Genomic DNA, 19,411 nt, shown 5'->3' with positions numbered 1-19,411 from the left:
TGTCGGGCGCCGGAAGAATCCTGGCACATCCATCGTCGACGTTTGGAAGCGCTGACAAAACGCCCAACCGTCGGCGCGTGCCAAAAATCCGGCATCGCAGTGCAACGTATTTTTCTTGCAGTAAGCGCGAACATTTCCGCCAGTTCTGAAAAAGCTTACGAAAAGGGAGCGTCACGGAGCGCTCTTTTTTCGTTTGCCTATCAGATACTAAACACGACAGCAACTTCTCCCCGACTTATCCACATTTTCTGTGCATAACTTTGTGGAAATCGGCCGCTGAACGGCGCGCCCAAGCGCTATCGCCCGGGGTGCACCGCTATTGCGCACTGCACACTTGTTGCGCATGACAGGTTCGCAATCGGGCGCCTATGATGTGCTGTCGCAAGCGCGGTCGGTTCGTCGGGCATTCGTCGTTCTCCGCCGATCCACTGTCTGATTCATGCCTCCGATTTACTCAATCACGGAAACGCGTCATGACCTACAAAGTTGCGGTTGTCGTCGGAAGCCTGCGTCGCGAGTCCTTCAACCGGCAGCTCGCGCAGGCCGTCATCTCGCTCGCGCCAGCCGATTTCACCTTCGAATTCCTGGAGATCGGCAATCTCCCGCTTTACAGCCAGGACTACGATGCCGACTTCCCCGAAGTCGCGCGCAATCTGAAGCAAAAGATCTCCGAGGCGAACGCGCTGCTCTTTGTCACGCCCGAGTACAACCGCTCGATTCCGGGCGTGCTGAAGAACGCGATCGACTGGGGCTCGCGGCCGTGGGGACACAGCGCGTGGGGTGGCAAGCCGGGCGCGGTGATCGGCACCTCCGTCGGCGCGATCGGGACGGCGATTGCGCAGTCGCATCTGCGCGGCGTGTGCGCCTATCTCGACATTCCACTGCTCGGCCAGCCCGAGATGTTCATCAAGCACGATGCGACGCGTATCGATGCAAGCGGCAAGATCGTGAGCGAGGACACGCGCAAGTACCTGCAGGGTTTCGTGGACAAGTACGTCGCGTGGGTGAAGGATCACGCCAGCGTTTGAGCGTTCGGCCGCTTCGCCCACACCGAAAAAAGCCACGGCCCGCTTGCGCGGGCCGTGGCTTTTCAGCGGTACTGCGCGTGCATCAAACGTGGTGGTGTCCCGTCACGCGATCCCAGCCGTGGCGTATCGCGGCCTTGAAGCGATCCCACGTGTCGCCGCCTTCCGGATGGCGGCTCTCCCAGTCGCGGCGCAGTTCGTATTCCATCTGGTCGTCCCATTTGCGGCTGCGAAAGCGCTCATCGTTGCCGAGCGTCGCGCCGAAGCGGTACGCGCCTTCATAGTCCTCATACGCCGAACCGGTCGCCGAATACTTCGACTGGTAGTCGGTGCGGAAGTCGTCTTCGTACTCCATGTACTCGTCGGGGACGGTCTGCGGGCCGAGTGCGCCCGCAGCGCCCATCGGTGCAGCGCCGGGGATGGCGCCTGCTGCACCGGCTGCGCTCGCCGACGCCGCCGACACGCTTTCACGCGACGCGAACGAGTCGTTCGCGGAGGCGTCGGTATCGTCGAGCGGATTGACCGGGCGCCAGTCGCGGGCCGAATCGGTACGGGTGCCGGGCAGCGGATCGCGCCTGGCTTCGGGATCGTATTGATACGTGGCGTCCCGTCCGCCGAGCGCATCGCTTCCGGCGAGCGTTTGACGCGCGATCGACTCGTGCTGCGCGGTCGAGCCGAGGTCGCTCGCTGAACCTGCCGTGCGCGTCGAAAGCGGATCGCGACCGGCGAGCGCATCACGTTCGGAGATCGAACCGGCTGCCAGCGTGTCGCGCTGTGCGGTCGAACCGATGCCGCCTGCGGGACGTGCCGAAAGCGCATCGTCGTGCGTCGCAGGCATGTCGAGCGCACCGAGCGGCCCGGCGGGACTTTCGGTAAACGTGTCGCGCGGCGAGAGCGTGGCGGGGTCCTGACGCATAAGCGGATTGCCGAGCGGATCGGCCAGCGGATCGAGAACCGGCTCGGCGGCGGGGTCGCCGATGTCCGCACGCGGATAAGTGCGCACGCGGCTCGCATCCGCACGCGAGGGCGGCGGCGCGTTCACCGGATCGCGCCCCGGCACGGCGCTGCCGCGCCCGAGGCCGAGTTCATCGAGCATCGAATGATCGCGGTCGTCGGCGGCTGCCGCGGCCGACGTATGGCCGAACGTGCCCCAACTCGCAGCGCGCTCGTCGATGTCGATCGCGCCTTGGTCGGCGAGCGTCGTGCGCGCGATCTCGACTTGCGCCTCACTGTTGGTATCGATGGCGACGAGAACCGCGCCGCGCCGTACTGCCTCGGAATAATGCGCGACCTCCGGCGGCTGCTCGCGTCCGCCGAACAGCATCGAGAAGAAGCGCTCGATGTTCGCGAGCATGCCCGGTTCGGCGTGCGTCTCGACGTCGGGTTCGAGCGACGGTTCGGCTGCATCGTCGCGCTTCGGGTTGGCCTGCAACTCGATGTCGCCGTGCGAGAACCCTGCGGCCATGAGGGCCGCGCGGGCGTTCTCGGCCTGTGCGTAGGTGTCGAAAACGCCGATGACGGTGTGTCGCATGAATGCCTCCTTCAGAAGGTGGAATCTCTGGACGCAGCACGCGCGTACCGGTGCGGCGCAAGTTTTATCCTTCACGCAACTCGCGTGCCGGATGCCGGGCGCCGCCGGGGTTCCCATACGCGCAACTTCAACCGTCAACGTTCAACATGCGCGGTTTTTACAAAATCGGTAGAAAAGAGGGTGTCAGTGCGCGGCTTTACCGGTTGCGCGGTCGGCGGGAAGCGTCGCGTGTTGCGCGGCGGCCGAGCCTTCGCGGATCGCTTGCAACAGCGAATCGAGCAGGGCGATGTCGAAGGGCTTCGACAGCACGCGCGCATCGACCTGTCGCGCGCGATCGAGTTCTTCCGCGTAGCCGGTGACGAGGATCACGGGCACGCGCGGCCTGAAGGTCTGGAGGAGTTCTGCGAGATCGATGCCGTTCAGCTTGCCGGGCATATGGATGTCGGACAGCACGACATCGAAGGGAAACGCGCCGTCGGGCGGAAAGCCGTCGCGCGCGGCTTCGAGCAACGTGAGCGCGGCGTCGGCGTTGAATACGCACGTGACCCGATGGCCCATCATCGTGAGGAGCGCCTCGGTGCCGGCGGCGACCTCGTCGTTGTCCTCGACGAGCAGCACGCACAGCCCGTGCGACACGGCCGCCACGGCCAGTTCTTCCGGCACGGCCACACTCGGCACGTTCGTGGCCAAGGCGCGCGGCAGGTACAGCCGCACCGACGTCCCCGCGCCGATCGCGCTGTCGATCGTGGCGAGGCCGCCCGCGCGCTCGCAGAACGCGAACACCTGCGGCAGTCCGAGCCCCGTGCCCATGCCTTTCGGCTTGGTCGTGAAAAGCGGTTCGAACGCGCGGCCGAGCACGTCCGAACTCATGCCGGCGCCGGTATCGTCCAGCGTGAACTGCACGAAGTCGCCGACGATCGGGAAGCCGTCCTCGTGCCGGAAGCTGATGTTGCCGGCGTGAACCGTGAACGTGCCGCCGTTCGGCATCGCGTCGCGCGCGTTGACCGCTATGTTGATCAGCGCGAGTTCGAGTTCGGCGGGATCGACGCGGATCGGCCACACGTCGGGCACGACTTCGACCGCAAGCGCAACCTTGGCGCCAAGCGACGCCCGCAGCAGTTCGCGTGCGGCCGGCACCCACGCCGCCGTCGCGATGGTTTCGCTGGCGAGCGGCTGCTTGCGCGCGACGCCGAGCAACTGCCGCGTGAGCGACTGGCCGCTTTTCAACGCGCGTTCCATCGCGGAGAGTTCGCGGTCGAGTCCGAGCGCGCCGCGCCGTCGCGCGATCTGCACGTTCGCCGAGACGATCATCAGCAGGTTGTTGAAATCGTGCGCGACGCTGCCGACCAGATTGCCGAGCGCTTCCATCTTGCGCGCCTGCCGGTACGCGGATTCGATCGAGCGCCGCATCGACGCCTCCGCCTGCCAGCGTTCCCACGCTTCCGCCTCGGCGGCGAGGCGCTTGAGCGACAGCCAGATCACGCCCCACAGCACGATGCACGGGGCGAAGATCGACAGCGCGAGCACGGAGACGTGGCGATACCAGGCGGCCCGGATCGTCGAGATCGGATAGCCGCTCGACACGTACACCGGATAGTTCCCGACGCGCCGGAACGCGACGATCTTCAACTGGTCGTCGAGGCCCGAGCGCATTTCGACGACGCCGCTTCGCGCGCCTTCGCGATACACCTTTCGCAGCGGCGACGTGAGTGCGAGCGCCGGCTTGTTCGCGGGCCGCGTCGGATACCAGGCGAGCACTTCGCCATCGGCACGCGTGAGGCCGAGCGAGACGGTCGGCTGATCGCCAAGCAGTTCGCGATAGAACGCGCTGAAATACGGCGGCCGCAGCGCGATCGAAACCACGCCGGCGAATTCGCCCTCCGACGTGCGGCGCGCGACGGCGGTGTTGAACACCGTTTCGCCCGCGACGCGACTCACCATCACCCGCGAGACCTGTTCGAGCGACTGGCCGCGCCTGATGCCGGCGAAGTCTTCGCGATCCGCGATGGAGATCGATGGCGTCGGATACGTGCGGCTGGTCGCGACGAGCCGTCCGTCCGCGCCGAATATCGACACCGACGCCACTTGCGGATAACTGCCGCCCATTGTCTTGAGCTTCTTGTAGATCGGGACGTCGTCGCGGCGGATGGCGTCGTCGTCGAGGCCGTCGACGAGATCGGCCACGCGCTCGTTCAACATCACGTTCATGTCGAAGACCTTGAGCGCGTGCTCTTCCGCAACGCGCGCGTTGCGCGTGGTGAGGTCGGTCGCGGCGGCGACGCGTGCGTGAAAGTCGTCGTACGAGGTGACGGCGACGTAGATGCACGGCAGCACGATGGCTGCGATCAGCAACGCGTACAGGGTGAACCGCTGCGCCGCGAAGTTGCGTTCGGGCACGGCCGGAAACGGCGGCTCGTCCTGCCAGTGCTCGGCGGCAGGCTCGTCACGTGGCGGCGTCATCGGATGGTTTTGGCGTTTTTGTCTGGATGCGGGCGTGCCATGTTAAACGCAAATACAGCGCAAAATCCGGCGTGCCCGAAATGCAAACGTTTGGCGTCGAGCCGGCGGGAAAATCACCGATTCAATCACGCGGATTATTGCGGAATGCATAACGCGTGCCGAAATAATCGCATTCGAATCAGGTCTGTTTCACCAGCATTGCGTTGGAAGAAGCGAAATCAGCGAGATTCGTCGAAGCGCAAACGTACACAAAAGAATGAAAATTAATCAGGCTGTAATCGTATGAGTAATAAATCCTCATTATATCCATCGGTCAACGAAATTAACATGCTCTCGGGGTTTTGGTGAGTTGCTTTGACATCCTTTTGGCCGGACAATTGAATCGTCTGATGGTCACGCGCCGCGAGAGCGCAACCAGAGGACCAGGGACCTTGGCGCATCGTTTCCGGGGAAGTAACGGCAAGAGCGGAGCAACCGCCAGCGCCGCGCGAGCGCGAAGGAAGAAATAGAAAATGATTCGGCCTGACGGCGCGAATCCTGTACGGGGCTGGCTTCCATGATGCCGATCGAAACCGTCATTGCTGCGCGTGCGCCGACCACGCCGCGCACGCCCGCCGCATGGCGCGCCTACGCGCGCCTGCGCCGCTCTCCGCGCGTTGCCGTTGCCACGGACACGCGCCGCCATCCGCACGGACGGCCGCGACAAGCCGATTCGCACGCCCGGCAAAAACCGCTGATTTGCCACGAACGCCCGTTGTCGGCGTTTCCCGCGCATTTTTAGGCGTTTCGATCTAGATCCGTCTAAATCGATCAAGAACGCGGCCGGTGCCGCCGTAAACCTGTGCGAAAGCGCGTCTTACGAACGCACCCAGCCAGATAAACCGCTTATCGATCCCGCCGACCATGCCCTTGCCGATTGTTATTGCCGACGATTCCCTGCTTGCCCGCAAGGTATTGACGCGCGCGCTGCCCGAGGACTGGGACGTCGAGATCTCGTACGCGACCAACGGCCACGAGGCGCTCGACCTGTATCGCGCGGGCCGCGCGTCGGTCATGTTCCTCGATCTGACGATGCCCGACATGACGGGCTACCAGGTGCTCGACGCGCTCCAGCACGAGGACCTCAACACCTTCGTGATCGTGGTGTCGGCGGACGTGCAGCCGATGGCGCAGGAGCGCGTGCGCGCGCTCGGGGCGATCGCGTTCCTGCCGAAGCCCGTGACGCCCGAGGCTTTGCGCCCTGTCCTGAAGGAGTTCGGCCTTTATGTCTGAACCAGCCATGAACGAAGACCAGCGCGACGCGCTGCAGGAAGTCGCCAACATGGCGATGGGCCAGGCCGCGACGCGCCTCTCGAAACTGCTCGGCACGTTCATCGAATTGTCGGTGCCGCGCGTGCGGGTGGTGAGCGTCACCGAGGCGTCGGCGACGCTGCGCGCGATGACCGGCATCACCGATACCGTCACCGCCGTGCGCCAGGGCTTTCGCTCCGACATCAAGGGCGAGGCGATCGTGCTGTGCCGAAGCGCCAGCGTCGAGCAACTGTGTGCGCTCGTCGACGATCCGTACACCAAGTCGACTTACGAAGCGACGTCGCAGGCCGAACTGATCTTCGACGTCGCCAACGTGCTGATGGGCGCGTGCGTGTCGTGCATCTTCGACCGGCTCGGCCGCGCGCCGATTTTCTCGCCGCCGGGCATGCTCGGCACGAACCTCGCGCTCGACGACGTCTTCCAGCCCGACATGCTCGCGTGGAAAACCGCGCTGCTGCTCGAAGTGAACTTCGCGCTGGAGGACCACAGCTTCCGCGCGCACCTCGTCATGCTGATGGCCGAAGACTCGATCCTGCGCATGAACGAAGCGCTCGACGCGCTGCTTTCCAGCTTATGAACGCACTCCGGCACGTGCTCTCGGAACTGGTCGTCGAGCGTGTCGGGTTCGGCATTTTCGTGCTCGACCGCGAGTTGAACGTCGTCATGTGGAACCGCTTCATGCAGGACCACAGCGGCAGGACGGCAGAGCAGGTGATCGGCAAGCCGATTTTCGCGAACTTTCCCGAACTGCCGCGCGTGTGGCTTACGCGCAAGGTCGAAAGCGTGTTCCAGCTCGGCAGCTTCGCGTTCAGTTCGTGGGAGCAGCGCCCATATCTCTTCAGGTTCGACCACGACCGGCCGATCACCGGCGGCGTCGATTTCATGCAGCAGGACTGCACGTTCATGCCGCTCACGCACGAACGCGAAGTAATGGCGGTGTGCATCACGATCTCCGATGTCACGCACGCGAGCATGATGCAGCGCGGCCGCGACGAAGCCGTCGCGAAGCTGCAGGAATACGCCGATCGCGACGGCCTGACCGGCATCGCGAACCGGCGCTATTTCGAACTGCGCCTCGCCGACGAGTTTTCGCGCTGGCAGCGCCATGGCGGCGAGCTGTCGCTGCTGCTCTTCGACCTCGACTATTTCAAGCGCATCAACGACGAATTCGGCCATCTCGTCGGCGACACGGTGCTGCGCGTGATGGCCGAGCGCGTGAGCCAGACGGTGCGCGAGCAGGACGTGTTCGGCCGTTTCGGCGGCGAGGAATTCGCCCTGCTGCTGCCATGCACGGGTTTCGCGGACGCGATGCTCCTCGCGGAAAAGGTGCGCGAAGCGATCTGCGCGACGCCGATCGACGTGCAGGGCGCGCGCGTGCCGGTCACGGCGAGCTTCGGCGCCGCGCAGGCTCGCCGGGACATCACCTCGTCCTACGAGGCGCTCATCAACGAAACCGATGCCGCGCTCTACAGCGCAAAACGGCAAGGCCGGAACCGCTCGGTCGGCTTCGCCTGACGCCGCGGGACCGCCCGCCAGCGGCCGCCGTCAACGCATCGAAGGCCAAACATTGCTATACTTTTTGCCGCTCCCGGCGCTGTTGCCGCCGGCGCGCGCGGGTTTGTCTGTGCGGTCCGGCACGTTTTTCCGCACGGGATCATCCCCGTCCTTCGCCTGAAGGGCGCATACAGGTCGCATGAGCACCAGCGCCCGATTTCTTAATTGCCCTTGGGGGCGCCACAGCGGAGTTCGTCTTGGCCGTTTCCAATCTGATCGTCGACGATGACGCTGCTGCCGATGCCGCGAAGGTGACATCGGGCAGTTCGTTTTATCTCGCGATGCGCATCCTGCCGGCGGCCCAGCGGGACGCGATGTACCAGATCTACGCATTCTGCCGCGCGGTCGACGATATCGCCGACGAAGGCACGCTGCCGCGCCGCGAGCGCGCGCTCGCGCTCGACCGCTGGCGCGCCGACATCGACGCCTGCTACGCCGGCACGCCGAAGAAGTCGCTGCAGGCGCTCACGCGCCACATTCGCGCGTTCCATCTCTCGCGCGACGACTTTCACGCCGTCATCGACGGCATGGCGATGGACGCCGCCGGCGACATCGTCGCGCCCGACGAAGCCACGCTCGACATGTATTGCGATCGCGTGGCGAGCGCGGTGGGGCGTCTGTCGGTGAGGATATTCGGGATGCACGAAGACGCTGGCCGGCGTCTTGCCCATCACCTCGGCCGCGCGCTGCAACTCACCAACATCCTGCGCGACATCGACGAGGACGCCGGCATCGGCCGCGTGTATTTGCCGCGCGAACTGCTGTCGCGCGAAGGCATTTCGACCACCGACCCCGCCTCGATCGTCGCCGATGCGCGTCTGCCGCGCGTGTGCGCCGTCGTCGCCGAACGCGCGCGCGGCCACTTCGCACAATCGGACGCGATCATGGCCGCGTCGCGGCGCTCGGAAGTGCGCGCGCCGCGCATCATGGCGGGCGCCTATCGCTGCGTGCTCGACGCCACCGTCAAGCGAGGCTTCGATCTCCCGCGTACCCGAGTCCGTACGCCGCGTTCGCGCCTGCTGTGGATCGTCGCGCGTAACGTTTTCTGATGTCGCGTCTCGTTCATGTGGTCGGCGCGGGCCTGTCGGGCCTCGCCGCGGCGGTCCAATTGCAGCGCCGCGGCGCGCGCGTCGTGCTGCATGAGGCCGCGCAGCACGCGGGCGGGCGTTGCCGCTCGTACTTCGACCCGAAGCTGAACGCGACCATCGACAACGGCAACCACCTCGTGCTGTCCGGCAATCATGCGACGCTCGCCTATGCGCGTGCGATCGGTGCTGGCGACGAGTTAAGCGGCCCGACCCAGCCCGAATATCCGTTTTCCGACCTGAAGACCGGTGCGCGCTGGACGGTGCGGCTCTCGCCTGGCCGGCTGCCGAAATGGGTCTTCGATCCGCACTCGCGCGTCCCCGGCACGCAGCCCGCCGACTATCTGTCGCTCGCGGCGCTCCTGTGGGCGAAGCCCGGCCGCACGATCGCGCAGTCGATGCGCGCGCGCGGCCGCGTGTGGGACGCGCTCGTGCGTCCGCTGTTTCTCGCGGTGCTGAACGTCGAGCCGTCGGAAGGCAGCGCGCTCGTCGCCGGCAACGTGCTGCGCGAAACGCTCCTGGCGGGCGGGCAGGCGTGCCGGCCGCTCGTCGCGAAGAACGGCCTCGGCCACGCGTTCGTCGATCCGGCGCTGCGGCTGTTGCAATATGGCGGCGCGGAGATTCGGCTCGGCGCGCGGCTTGCCGGCATCGGCTTCTCCGGCACCGATGCGAAGCCGCGCGTGAGTTCGCTCGACTTCGGCGACGGCGTCGACACCCTCGCGGTCGCGCCGGCCGATGGCGTCGTGCTGGCGGTGCCACCGGATGTCGCCCGGACGCTCGTGCCGGACCTCACCGCGCCGAACGAATTCCGCGCGATCGTCAATGCGCATTTTGCCGCCGATCCGCCGCTCGGCTTCGAGCCGGTGACGGGCCTTTTGAACGGCACGTCGCATTGGCTATTCGCGTTCGACGGCCGGCTCTCGGTCACGATCAGCGACGCCGGCGCGCTGCTCGACATGCCACGCGAAGAACTCGCGCGCATGCTCTGGCGCGAAGTGGCCAACGTGACCGGCAACGCGGCCGAGCCGCTGCCGGCGTGGCAGATCGTCGCCGAGAAGCGCGCGACGTTCGCGGCCATTCCGAGCCAGGAAAGCCTGCGCCCCGCCACGCGCACGCGCTGGCCCAATCTCATGCTCGCGGGCGACTGGACGGCAACCGGCCTGCCCGCGACCATCGAAGGCGCGATCCGCTCCGGCCAGAAGGCCGCGGACTTGCTGATGAACCCATCGACGGAACAATGATGAACGACACTTCCCTGCCGGGCCTCGACCGGCCGGTTTCGCCCGCCGCCCTCGCCAAGATCGATGCGTCGGTTTCGAAGGCCACCGACGCGCTGCTCGCCGCGCAGCACGCCGACGGCTACTGGCTCTACGAACTCGAAGCCGACGCCACGATTCCCGCCGAATACGTGCTGCTCGTGCATTACCTCGGCGAAACGCCCGATCTTGAACTCGAAAAGAAGATCGCGCGTTATCTGCGCCGTATGCAGCGCGATGACGGCGGCTGGCCGCTGTTCACCGACGGCGCGCTGGACGTCAGCGCGAGCGTCAAGGCGTATTTCGCGCTGAAGATGATCGGCGATTCGCCCGAAGCCCCGCACATGCAGCGCGCCCGCCGCGCGATCCTCGCCGCAGGCGGCGCGGAGCGATCCAACGTGTTCACGCGCATCCTGCTCGCGCTGTTCGGCGTCGTGCCGTGGCGCGCGGTGCCGATGATGCCCGTCGAGATCATGCTGTTGCCGATGTGGTTCCCGTTCCACTTGTCGAAGGTGTCGTACTGGGCGCGCACGGTGATCGTGCCGCTGCTGGTGCTGAACGCGAAGCGGCCCGTGGCGCGCAATCCGCGCGGCGTGCGGATCGACGAACTCTTCGACGACGCGCCCGTCAACGTTGGCCTCCTCGACCGCGCGCCGCATCAGAGCCGTGGCTGGTTTGCGTTCTTCCGCTGCGTCGACGCCGTGCTGCGCCCCGCCGACAGCCTGTTCCCGCGCGCGACGCGCGAGCGCGCGATCCAGGCGGCGGTGCAATTCGTCGATGAGCGGCTGAACGGGGAAGACGGCCTCGGCGCGATTTTCCCGGCGATGGCGAACTCCGTGATGATGTACGACGTGCTCGGCTACCCCGCCGATCATCCGAATCGCGCGATTGCTCGGCGCTCGCTCGACAAGCTGCTCGTCATCGACGAATCCCTCGATGGCGAGGCGTATTGCCAGCCGTGCCTGTCGCCGGTGTGGGACACGTCGCTCGCGGCGCACGCGCTGCTCGAAACCGGCATGCCCAAGGCGCGCGAGGCAGTGTCGCGCGGGCTCGAATGGCTGCGCCCGCTGCAGATTCTCGACGTGCGCGGCGACTGGATCTCGCGCCGTCCGAATGTGCGGCCGGGCGGCTGGGCGTTCCAGTTCGCGAATCCGCACTACCCGGACGTCGACGATACGGCCGTCGTCGCGATGGCGATGGAGCGCGCCAACCGCGAGAACGGCACCGCGCTGTACGCCGAGGCGATTGCGCGCGGGCGCGAATGGGTCGTCGGCATGCAAAGCAGCGACGGCGGCTGGGGCGCCTTCGAGCCTGAGAACACGCAGTATTACCTGAACAACATTCCGTTCTCGGACCACGGCGCGCTGCTCGATCCGCCGACCGTCGATGTCTCCGCGCGCTGCCTCTCGATGCTCGCCGAACTCGGCGAAACGCCCGCAAACAGCGAGCCGGCGCGCCGCGCGCTCGACTACATCCTGCGCGCGCAGGAGCGCGACGGAAGCTGGTATGGCCGCTGGGGCCTGAACTACATCTATGGCACATGGTCGGCGTTGTGCGCACTGAACGCGGCGGGCGTGCCAGCGAGCGATTCGCGCGTGCGCCGCGCCGCCGAGTGGCTGATCGGCGTCCAGAACGCCGACGGCGGCTGGGGCGAGGGCGGCGAAAGCTACAAGCTCGACTATCGCGGCCTTGAAGCGGCGCCGAGCACGGCGTCGCAGACGGCGTGGGCGCTGCTCGGCCTGATGGCGGCGGGTCTGATCGACCATCCGGCGGTCGCGCGCGGCATCGCGTATTTGCAGGCGACGCAACGCGAGCACGGGCTGTGGGACGAAACGCGCTTCACCGCGACGGGCTTTCCGCGCGTGTTCTACCTGCGCTATCACGGCTATCGCAAGTTCTTCCCGCTGTGGGCGCTCGCGCGCTACCGCAACATGACGCGCGATGGCGTGTCGCGCGTGACGGCGGCGATGTGAGCGCGAACGACGCCCGCGACGCCCGCGCTTTTCGCCGCGTACCGGACGGCGGGCGGGCGGGCGTGCCCGTCGTGGCCGTCACCGGCATGGCGTTCGAGGCGAAAATCGTGCGCGGGTCGGGCGTAACCGTCGTGTTCGCGGCACGCGCCGACTGGCTCGAACGCGCGCTCAGCGAAGCCGTGGCGCGCGGTTGCTCGGGCATTATCAGCTTCGGGACGGCGGGCGGGCTCGCGCCGGATTTGCAGCCGGGCACGCTGATCGTCGCCGATGCGGTCTGCGGTCCGTTCGGACGGCTTGCCACCGACGCCGTCTGGTCGAACCGCATCGCCGAGGCCTTCATCGGCACGCCGCTCGCGGCCCTGACGCGGCGCGGCACGATGGCCGGCGTCACGGCGCCCGTCACGAGCGAGCGCGACAAGCGCTCGCTTCACCAGTCGACGGGCGCGCTCGCCGTCGATATGGAGTCGCACATCGCGGGCGCCATCGCGACCGCGCGCGGGTTGCCGTTCGCGGTGTGCCGCTCGATCGTCGACCCCGCGTGGCGCACGCTGCCAAAGGCGGCGACCGCCGGTCTGCGCGACGACGGTCACACGGCCATCATGCCGATCCTGCGCGAATTGCTGCGCCAGCCGTCGCAACTGGGCGCACTGCTGCGTCTCGCTGGCGACGCACGCGCCGCGCGGACGTCGCTCATTCAGGCGCGGCATGCACTCGGCGTCGCGCGGGCGCTGGCCTTCGACTGAGGCGTTCGCCGGCGATCGTCCGGTCATCCGCGCGATAGAAGATCGCACCGCAGCGCAATCCCCTCCGCCGACAAGAAAATTGACCTCCGCCGTTGCCCGCGCGGGCTATCGTTCGCGTTTCGAACGGCTTGACCAGTGCGCTTCGGGCGCACTCGATCAGCCGTTCGGACGAGGAGACAGTGAAGCTCGACCGTGCGAAGCTTCATCAACGTCAGGGTTGAACGAAAGAGTCGGAAAGCGAGGGTCTGGACATGCGGCGGCTGCCATCATTGATTGCACTGCGTTTCTTCGAGGAAACGGCACGCCATCTCAGTTTTAATCGCGCGGCGCGGGCGCTGTGCGTCACGCAAGGCGCGGTCAGCCGGCAAATCCGGCTGCTGGAGGAATCGCTCAACGTGAAGCTCTTCGAGCGCGATCACAAGGGCATTCGCCTGACGCCGGCGGGCGCGCAACTGATGCCGTGCGTATCCGAGGCATTCGATGTCCTCGAGCGCGGCACGCGGCAGTTGGCCGGCGCATCCGGTCGCGAGCGGCTGATGGTCTGCCTGCCGCCGACGTTTGCCACACAGTGGCTCTCGTCGCGCCTGAACGCTCTGGCGGTGGAGTTGCCGGGCGTCGAACTGTCGCTGCGCACGCAGGCGAACGACGCCTGTCATTGCGCAATCCGCTTCGGTCGTGAACCGCTTGCGCAAGGTCATTCCGAACTGCTGATGATGGAGCGCCACGCACTGGTGGGGACGGCTGCGCTGAAAGGCCAAGACGTGGAGACGCTGCTGGAACGCCTGCCCGCCCTGCATGTGCTTCACGATGAAATCCGCCTCGACCTCTGGCCCAACTGGCTCGCCGCCGCGCGGCTGCCGGGACGGCTGGCGGACAACGGGATCGAATTTTCGAACCTGGAACAGGCGATACACGCGGCGCGGCGTGGCGTGGGGCTCGCGGTCGTCGACCTGAACATGATCGCCGACGAACTCGCCGACGGCGTGCTCGTCAAGATATCGGAGGTTGAGGTGATCGGCCCTTACGGCTACTGGTTCGACGTGCCGTCGCGGCACGTCGAGTCGGAACATGTAAGCGCTTTGGGCGCGTGGCTGTTGGCGCAGGTGGCGGGCGCGTGATGCGCACGCCACCTCAAGCCTCTGCCGCTCAGGCGCGGCTGGCGTCGCGCAGCGTGAGGTTCTTCGTCTCGGGCGCCCAGGCAATCGAGACGATCATCCCGATCAACAGCACGCCCGCGAGCGCCATCATCGTCGCGTGGAACCCGAAGCGCGCGATGCCGACCGGCAGCAGGAACGTGCCGATCGCCGAGCCGAGCCGGCTGCATGCGATTGCGAGCCCGACGCCGCATGCGCGGACTTCGGTCGGAAAGCACTCCGGCGGAAACACGCCGACCAGATTGCTGAACGCCGACATCGTCAGTGTGAAGACGGCGAAGGCGAGGATCATCGCGAGCGTCGCCGACGAAGGCAGCACGCTCAATGCAACCAGCATCGCGCATGTCACGGCGAACGATCCGATCAGGAAATGGCGCCGTGGCAACTTGATCGTGAGCCAGATGCCGATCACCGCGCCGACGACGAGAAACGCGTTCAGAAGCAGGTCGGCGCCGAAACCGTCGTTCAATCCGACCACCTTGAGAATGCCCGGCAGGAACGTGTAGATCGCGAAGTAGGGAATCACGAGGCACACGAAAAACGCGCAATTGAACAGCGTGCGCCGGATCAGGTCTTTGCGGAAAAGGCGCGCATAGCCGCCCTTGCTGCCGTGCGAATCGGCGGCGCTGTCCGAGTCGAGCGTCACGTGCGCGCCGAAATGCTTCGCGACGATGGAGTGCGCCTCGGCGGCGCGCCCCTTGCCGAGGAGCCAGCGCGGCGACTCGGGCGTGCCGATGCGCAGGAGCAGCACGATCAGCGCCGGCACGCTCGCCGACGCCAGCAGCCAGCGCCACGCGTCAGGAACCGCATCGCCGTAATGCAGGCCGAGCACGTTCGCGGCCACGTAGCCGATGGTCCATACGACACTGAACGAGCCGAGCAGCGCGCCACGATGCTTGCGCGGCGAAAACTCCGCCAGGATCGCGTGACCGACCGTGAAGTCGCCGCCCATTCCGATGCCGATCAGCACGCGCAAGAAGAACAATTCGAGCGGCGAGGACGCGAAGAACTGCATGAACGCGGCGAGCGTGATGATGATGAAGCTCGTCAGGAAAATCCGCTGGCGGCCGAGCCGGTCCGAGAGCCAGCCGAAGAACAGGCTGCCGAGGAAGATGCCGATCAGCGCGGAACAGCCGATTGCGCCCATCCAGAACGCGTCGAGCGGAATCTGCCGGTTCAGCGACGTCAGCGCATAGCCAACTGTGCCGAGCGCATAGCCCTCCGTGAAGTGCGCGCCGAACGTCAGGCCCGCGATCTTCACGTGAAAACGGTTGAGCGGAAGATCGTCGAGGGCGACGGGGCGGGGCGACTGATGTGATTGATGCGGTAGGTGCGTGGCAATTGCCGGCTGCGCGATCATTCCGGGCGTGGCGGCCTGTATTTCCTGCTGGCTCATCGGCGTCTCCTTATATGAGGTTTCATGCGGCTGGTGCCCGCTTCGCGCGCGGCGCCAGCCGTGGACGATTTATCGGCCGAGGCCGCTCATCATCATGTATTTCAGTTCGACGTATTCATCGAGTCCGTACTTCGATCCTTCGCGGCCCAGGCCGGATTGCTTGACGCCGCCGAACGGCGCGACCTCCGTCGAAATGAGTCCTTCGTTGATGCCGACCATGCCGCTCTCGAGCGCATCGGCGACCCGCCACGCGCGGCCCAGATCGCGTGTGTAGAAGTACGCGGACAGGCCGAACGGCGTGTTGTTCGCCCGTTCGATCACCTCGGCTTCGGTGCTGAAGCGAAAGCACGCGGCCACCGGGCCGAAGGTTTCTTCCTGGGCGACGAGCATGGCTTCGTTCGCGTCGGTGAGGACGGTCGGCTCGTAGAACGTCCCGCCGAGCGGATGCGGCCGGCCGCCTGTGAGCACCGTCGCGCCGTGCTTCAGCGCGTCGTCGACGTGTTGCCGCACTTTTTTCAGCGCCGCTTCGTTGATCAGCGGGCCTTGGTCGACCTCGCCCTGCAACGCATCGCCGATGCGCAGCTTGTTCACCGTCTCGGCGAGCCGTCGCGTGAACGCGTCGTAGATGCCGTCCTGCACGTAGAAACGGTTCACGCACACGCAGGTCTGCCCGGTATTGCGGAATTTCGATGCCATCGCGCCCTGCACGGCGGCGTCGAGATCGGCGTCGTCGAAGACGATGAAAGGCGCGTTGCCGCCCAGTTCGAGCGACAGTTTCTTGAGCGTTTCAGCCGATTGCGCGGCGAGCAGCTTGCCGACGCGCGTCGAGCCCGTGAACGAAAGCTTGCGCACGACCGGCGACGCGGTGAGCGTCGCGCCGATCGCCAGCGCGTCGCCGGACACGATGTTGAACACGCCGGGCGGAACGCCGGCTTCTTCGGCGAGCACGGCGAGCGCGAACGCGCTCAACGGCGTTTCCTCCGACGGCTTCAACACCATCGTGCAGCCGGCCGCGAGCGCGGGGCCGGCCTTGCGCGTGATCATCGCGAGCGGGAAATTCCACGGCGTGATCGCGGCGACCACGCCCACCGGTTCGCGCGTCACGACGATCTTCGAATCGGGCTTCGGGCTCGGGATGACGTCGCCGTAGCTGCGCTTGGCTTCTTCCGCGAACCATTCGAGGAAGCTCGCCGCATACGCGACTTCGCCCTTCGCTTCGGCGAGCGGCTTGCCCTGTTCGCGCGTCAGGAGTTCTGCGAGCGCGTCGCGCTGGGCGAGCATCAGTTCGCCCCAGCGTTTCACGCGCGCGCCGCGTTCCTTCGCCGTCAAGGCGCGCCAGGCGGGAAAGGCGCGTTGCGCCGCATCGATGGCGCGCTGCGTTTCCGCGGCGCCTGCCTTCGCGACCTCGGCGATCGTCGCGCCGGTCGCGGGATTACGGACCGTGTAGGTTTCCTTGCCGGCGTGCCAGGCGCCGTCGATGTAATGGCCGTTGCGCATCAAGCTCATGCCGCCTGCTCCAGTGCGTGGCCGAACGTGCCGCGCGGCGCGCGTGGTGCGCGTGCGATGCGGCGTCCCGCCGTGTAGTCGTTGATGAGGTCGCACGGCGTGTAGTTACGCTCGAGTTCGTACAGTTCGTCGGCGTCGAGTTGCGTGCCGAGCGCGGCGAGCGCGCTGTCGAATTGCGCGGGAGAATCGGCGCCGACGAGCATGCTCGCCACGCCGCTGTTCTGGAGCACCCAAGCCTGGGCGATCTGCGCCGCGCTCACGCCACGGCGCGCCGCCACCCGCGCGACCGACGCCGCGATCTCGCGTGAGGCTGCGTCGCCGTACATCTGCGCGGTAAAGAAGTCGGTCTGATTGCGCGTCGACGCGGCGTCGCACGTCAAGAGGCCGCGCGCGAGCGGGCTGAACACCGACACGCCGAGCCCCTGGTCCGCGCAATACGGCATCATTTCGCGCTCTTCCTCGCGATACGCGAGGTTCAGTTGCAACTGCATGTTGATCGGCTTGTGCCAGCCGTGGCGCTCGCAGGCCTGCATGATCTTGGCGAGCTGCCACGTGTACATCGTCGAGACGCCGATATAGCGCGCCTTGCCCGAGCGCACCACGTCGTCGAGCGCGGCCATCGTTTCCTCGACCGGCGTGTTCACGTCGAAGTAATGCAGCATGTAGATGTCGACGTAGTCCATGCCGAGACGCTTCAGCGACCCGTCGATGCCGTCCATGATGTGCTTGCGCGAATGGCCGCCCGCGTTCTGATACGTGCCCATGTCGTAGCCGACCTTCGTCGTCACGACGATTTCCTCACGGCGCGCGAGCCGCCCGAGAATCCGGCCGACGACTTCTTCGCCGACGCCCGTCGAATAGAAGTCGGCGAGGTCGATGAAATTGACGCCCGCTTCCAGCGCGTGACGCACGATCGGTTCGCTTTGCTTTTCATCGAAGATCCACGGTTTCCATTGCGGCGTGCCCATGTTCATCGTGCCGAGGCACAAGCGCGAAACCTTCAGGCCCGAGTGGCCGAGGCGTACAAATTCCATTTGCAGTCTCCTTGGCCGGACGACGGTCCGGCCGGCGTTGTCTGGGGTGCGCCTTAGCGCAGGTTGGGCGTGTAGAACGGGTTCGATACTTCGCGCGCGGCGGCGAAGACTTCGTCCCGTTTCGGCAGGCCGAGCATCGCGGCCTTGATGGCGTTTTTCGCCGCGCGGTAGTTGTTCTGGTAGACGGCGTCGAGATCGTCGGTCTTCGGATTGACCCAGTTCGCCGAGACGACGACCCACTCGTTCTCCGCTTCGGGCGGCAGCGTGCCGTCCTCCAGCGACTCGACGACCGCTTTCGCGATCCCTGCCTGCGACGCGCCCCAGGTGGCATTGCCGTGGAACTCGCCTTCGATTTGCGCCTTGTTCACGTAGAGCGTGAGCGGCTTGGCGGGCACGCCGGGCCGCGCGATCACGACGAACGGCGCATGTCCCGCCGACGGCGTGGCGAGCGCGGTGGCAAACGCCTGACCTGCGGGGCCGGTGCGCGGTCCGACGAGGACGTTGATGTGGGCGAGATTGACGCCGGGGCCTTCGAAGCCCTCACCGATGAAGAGTTTTTGCTGCTGTTCGTTTGCTGACATTGCGCGGTTCCGTTTTCCGTTCAGGAGGTGATCGACGGAACCGATTGTGCGAGAGGATGCGATCCGGGCTGAATCGATGATTTTTCGGCCGGGTTATGAGCGGGGGTAATGTCGGGATATGCCCTAGGGTGGCCGCTGGCGCTTGGGGGTGGGTGTTGTTTACACCGTTTGATGCGCTTGGGCTTCTATGGAACTTGTATTGTTTTTGGTTTATTAGCTCTGCCCCTGTCCGGGGCGGGACTCACTTTCTTTGCTGCTGCAAAGAAAGTAAGCAAAGAAAGCAGCTTTCAAACGCCAGCCCTAACACGTCTTCACCCGCACTCGAAACGGAGTGGTTCAACCGGGGGAGTGTCGTTAGCGGGGTTTCATCGTTGTTGGCATGTAGAAGAGGCGCGCACGTCGCACCGCCATACGGAGTGGATCAGCAGTCATTCATCCGTCATGGCACTTCGTGCTCGACGACAGGTTTGCCAGTCGTGGTGAATTGAAGCAAGCGACAGCACGAACGTAGGACGTAGATATAGCGAGGGGCTTCGGGTTTCGGTTTGCCTGACGGGTGAGCGCGTAGCGCGAGGCTGGATGTATGACTGCTGGTCCACTTCGTTTAACGGTGCGACGTGCGCGCCTCTTCTACATGCCAACAACGGGGAAACCCCGCTAACGACACTCCCCCGGTTGGACCACTCCGTCATAACGGTCTGGCGGCGACTGGCAAGCATTGGCGGTGAGAAGCTGCTTTCTTTGCTTACTTTCTTTGCAGCAGCAAAGAAAGTGAGTCCCGCCCCGGACAGGGGCAGAGCAA

The 19,411-nt window shown here is 65.8% G+C and carries 16 protein-coding genes; 10 read left to right on the top strand and 6 right to left on the bottom strand.

The window, feature by feature from the left end; genetic code table 11:
* The first annotated feature begins 473 nt into the window (after nt 1-473).
* Nucleotides 474-1,028, top strand: a complete 555-nt coding sequence (locus AWB68_RS23640) for an NADPH-dependent FMN reductase (protein WP_087646775.1) — start codon at nt 474-476, stop codon at nt 1,026-1,028.
* 82 nt (nt 1,029-1,110) lie between these two features.
* Here the strand turns inward: AWB68_RS23640 and AWB68_RS23635 are convergent, their stop codons facing one another.
* Both AWB68_RS23635 and AWB68_RS23630 read right to left on the bottom strand, forming a co-directional pair.
* On the bottom strand, nt 1,111-2,556 hold the full coding sequence (locus AWB68_RS23635) for a hypothetical protein (protein ID WP_087646774.1): 1,446 nt from the start codon (nt 2,554-2,556) through the stop codon (nt 1,111-1,113).
* Nucleotides 2,557-2,739: 183 nt separating this feature from the next.
* Nucleotides 2,740-5,016 carry a hybrid sensor histidine kinase/response regulator family protein gene (locus tag AWB68_RS23630; RefSeq protein WP_087646773.1) on the bottom strand — a complete coding sequence of 759 codons (2,277 nt, stop codon included), beginning with the start codon at nt 5,014-5,016 and terminating at the stop codon, nt 2,740-2,742.
* Between the two features lie 556 nt (nt 5,017-5,572).
* On the opposite strand from AWB68_RS23630, the gene AWB68_RS23625 reads away from it, so the two are divergent.
* From AWB68_RS23625 to AWB68_RS23585, 9 genes are all read left to right on the top strand, one after another.
* Nucleotides 5,573-5,797: a hypothetical protein gene (locus AWB68_RS23625; RefSeq protein ID WP_087646772.1), complete on the top strand. Its 225-nt coding sequence runs from the start codon at nt 5,573-5,575 to the stop codon at nt 5,795-5,797.
* 122 nt (nt 5,798-5,919) lie between these two features.
* On the top strand, nt 5,920-6,288 hold the full coding sequence (locus tag AWB68_RS23620) for a response regulator (protein ID WP_087646771.1): 369 nt from the start codon (nt 5,920-5,922) through the stop codon (nt 6,286-6,288).
* Nucleotides 6,281-6,904 (top strand): chemotaxis protein CheC, encoded by a 624-nt coding sequence (locus AWB68_RS23615; RefSeq protein ID WP_087646770.1) that lies wholly within the window; start codon nt 6,281-6,283, stop codon nt 6,902-6,904. Before AWB68_RS23620 ends, AWB68_RS23615 begins: the two co-directional genes overlap by 8 nt.
* The gene (locus AWB68_RS23610) at nt 6,901-7,842 is read left to right on the top strand and encodes a sensor domain-containing diguanylate cyclase (protein WP_087646769.1); all 942 of its coding nucleotides are present in this window, start codon (nt 6,901-6,903) and stop codon (nt 7,840-7,842) included. Before AWB68_RS23615 ends, AWB68_RS23610 begins: the two co-directional genes overlap by 4 nt.
* 236 nt (nt 7,843-8,078) lie before the next feature.
* On the top strand, nt 8,079-8,930 hold the full coding sequence (hpnD, locus tag AWB68_RS23605; protein ID WP_087646768.1) for a presqualene diphosphate synthase HpnD: 852 nt from the start codon (nt 8,079-8,081) through the stop codon (nt 8,928-8,930).
* Nucleotides 8,930-10,207 carry a hydroxysqualene dehydroxylase HpnE gene (gene hpnE / locus AWB68_RS23600; protein ID WP_087646767.1) on the top strand — a complete coding sequence of 426 codons (1,278 nt, stop codon included), beginning with the start codon at nt 8,930-8,932 and terminating at the stop codon, nt 10,205-10,207. Before hpnD ends, hpnE begins: the two co-directional genes overlap by 1 nt.
* Nucleotides 10,207-12,195 (top strand): squalene--hopene cyclase, encoded by a 1,989-nt coding sequence (shc, locus tag AWB68_RS23595; protein ID WP_087646766.1) that lies wholly within the window; start codon nt 10,207-10,209, stop codon nt 12,193-12,195. The genes hpnE and shc overlap by 1 nt, the downstream gene beginning before the upstream one ends.
* Nucleotides 12,196-12,281: 86 nt before the next feature.
* Nucleotides 12,282-12,938, top strand: coding sequence for a phosphorylase (locus tag AWB68_RS23590; RefSeq protein ID WP_235028464.1), 657 nt, complete (start codon nt 12,282-12,284; stop codon nt 12,936-12,938).
* 251 nt (nt 12,939-13,189) lie between these two features.
* Nucleotides 13,190-14,056 carry a LysR family transcriptional regulator gene (locus AWB68_RS23585; RefSeq protein ID WP_087646764.1) on the top strand — a complete coding sequence of 289 codons (867 nt, stop codon included), beginning with the start codon at nt 13,190-13,192 and terminating at the stop codon, nt 14,054-14,056.
* 28 nt (nt 14,057-14,084) lie between these two features.
* Here the strand turns inward: AWB68_RS23585 and AWB68_RS23580 are convergent, their stop codons facing one another.
* The 4 genes from AWB68_RS23580 to fae all read right to left on the bottom strand — a co-directional run bounded on the left by AWB68_RS23580 (nt 14,085) and on the right by fae (nt 18,609).
* Nucleotides 14,085-15,488 carry an MFS transporter gene (locus AWB68_RS23580; RefSeq protein WP_087646763.1) on the bottom strand — a complete coding sequence of 468 codons (1,404 nt, stop codon included), beginning with the start codon at nt 15,486-15,488 and terminating at the stop codon, nt 14,085-14,087.
* Nucleotides 15,489-15,557: 69 nt separating this feature from the next.
* Complete coding sequence (locus AWB68_RS23575; RefSeq protein WP_374729600.1) at nt 15,558-16,985, bottom strand: NAD-dependent succinate-semialdehyde dehydrogenase; 1,428 nt, start codon at nt 16,983-16,985, stop codon at nt 15,558-15,560.
* A 5-nt stretch (nt 16,986-16,990) separates the two neighbouring features.
* Nucleotides 16,991-18,028 (bottom strand): aldo/keto reductase, encoded by a 1,038-nt coding sequence (locus tag AWB68_RS23570; protein ID WP_087646761.1) that lies wholly within the window; start codon nt 18,026-18,028, stop codon nt 16,991-16,993.
* A 53-nt stretch (nt 18,029-18,081) separates the two neighbouring features.
* Complete coding sequence (fae, locus tag AWB68_RS23565; protein WP_087646760.1) at nt 18,082-18,609, bottom strand: formaldehyde-activating enzyme; 528 nt, start codon at nt 18,607-18,609, stop codon at nt 18,082-18,084.
* Between the last annotated feature and the right edge of the window lie 802 nt (nt 18,610-19,411).

This window comes from Caballeronia choica (assembly GCF_001544535.1).
Taxonomy (GTDB): domain Bacteria; phylum Pseudomonadota; class Gammaproteobacteria; order Burkholderiales; family Burkholderiaceae; genus Caballeronia; species Caballeronia choica.
The sequence above is the reverse complement of the archived record's forward strand: the minus strand, read 5'-3'. Positions and strand labels throughout refer to the sequence as shown.

Coding starts and splice junctions, on each gene's coding strand:
- AWB68_RS23640 (WP_087646775.1), top strand. CDS start 474: ATGACCTACAAAGTTGCGGTTGTCGTCGGAAGCCTGCGTCGCGAGTCC.
- AWB68_RS23635 (WP_087646774.1), bottom strand. CDS start 2,556: ATGCGACACACCGTCATCGGCGTTTTCGACACCTACGCACAGGCCGAG.
- AWB68_RS23630 (WP_087646773.1), bottom strand. CDS start 5,016: ATGACGCCGCCACGTGACGAGCCTGCCGCCGAGCACTGGCAGGACGAG.
- AWB68_RS23625 (WP_087646772.1), top strand. CDS start 5,573: ATGATGCCGATCGAAACCGTCATTGCTGCGCGTGCGCCGACCACGCCG.
- AWB68_RS23620 (WP_087646771.1), top strand. CDS start 5,920: ATGCCCTTGCCGATTGTTATTGCCGACGATTCCCTGCTTGCCCGCAAG.
- AWB68_RS23615 (WP_087646770.1), top strand. CDS start 6,281: ATGTCTGAACCAGCCATGAACGAAGACCAGCGCGACGCGCTGCAGGAA.
- AWB68_RS23610 (WP_087646769.1), top strand. CDS start 6,901: ATGAACGCACTCCGGCACGTGCTCTCGGAACTGGTCGTCGAGCGTGTC.
- hpnE (WP_087646767.1), top strand. CDS start 8,930: ATGTCGCGTCTCGTTCATGTGGTCGGCGCGGGCCTGTCGGGCCTCGCC.
- shc (WP_087646766.1), top strand. CDS start 10,207: ATGAACGACACTTCCCTGCCGGGCCTCGACCGGCCGGTTTCGCCCGCC.
- AWB68_RS23590 (WP_235028464.1), top strand. CDS start 12,282: ATGGCGTTCGAGGCGAAAATCGTGCGCGGGTCGGGCGTAACCGTCGTG.
- AWB68_RS23585 (WP_087646764.1), top strand. CDS start 13,190: ATGCGGCGGCTGCCATCATTGATTGCACTGCGTTTCTTCGAGGAAACG.
- AWB68_RS23580 (WP_087646763.1), bottom strand. CDS start 15,488: ATGAGCCAGCAGGAAATACAGGCCGCCACGCCCGGAATGATCGCGCAG.
- AWB68_RS23575 (WP_374729600.1), bottom strand. CDS start 16,985: ATGCGCAACGGCCATTACATCGACGGCGCCTGGCACGCCGGCAAGGAA.
- AWB68_RS23570 (WP_087646761.1), bottom strand. CDS start 18,028: ATGGAATTTGTACGCCTCGGCCACTCGGGCCTGAAGGTTTCGCGCTTG.
- fae (WP_087646760.1), bottom strand. CDS start 18,609: ATGTCAGCAAACGAACAGCAGCAAAAACTCTTCATCGGTGAGGGCTTC.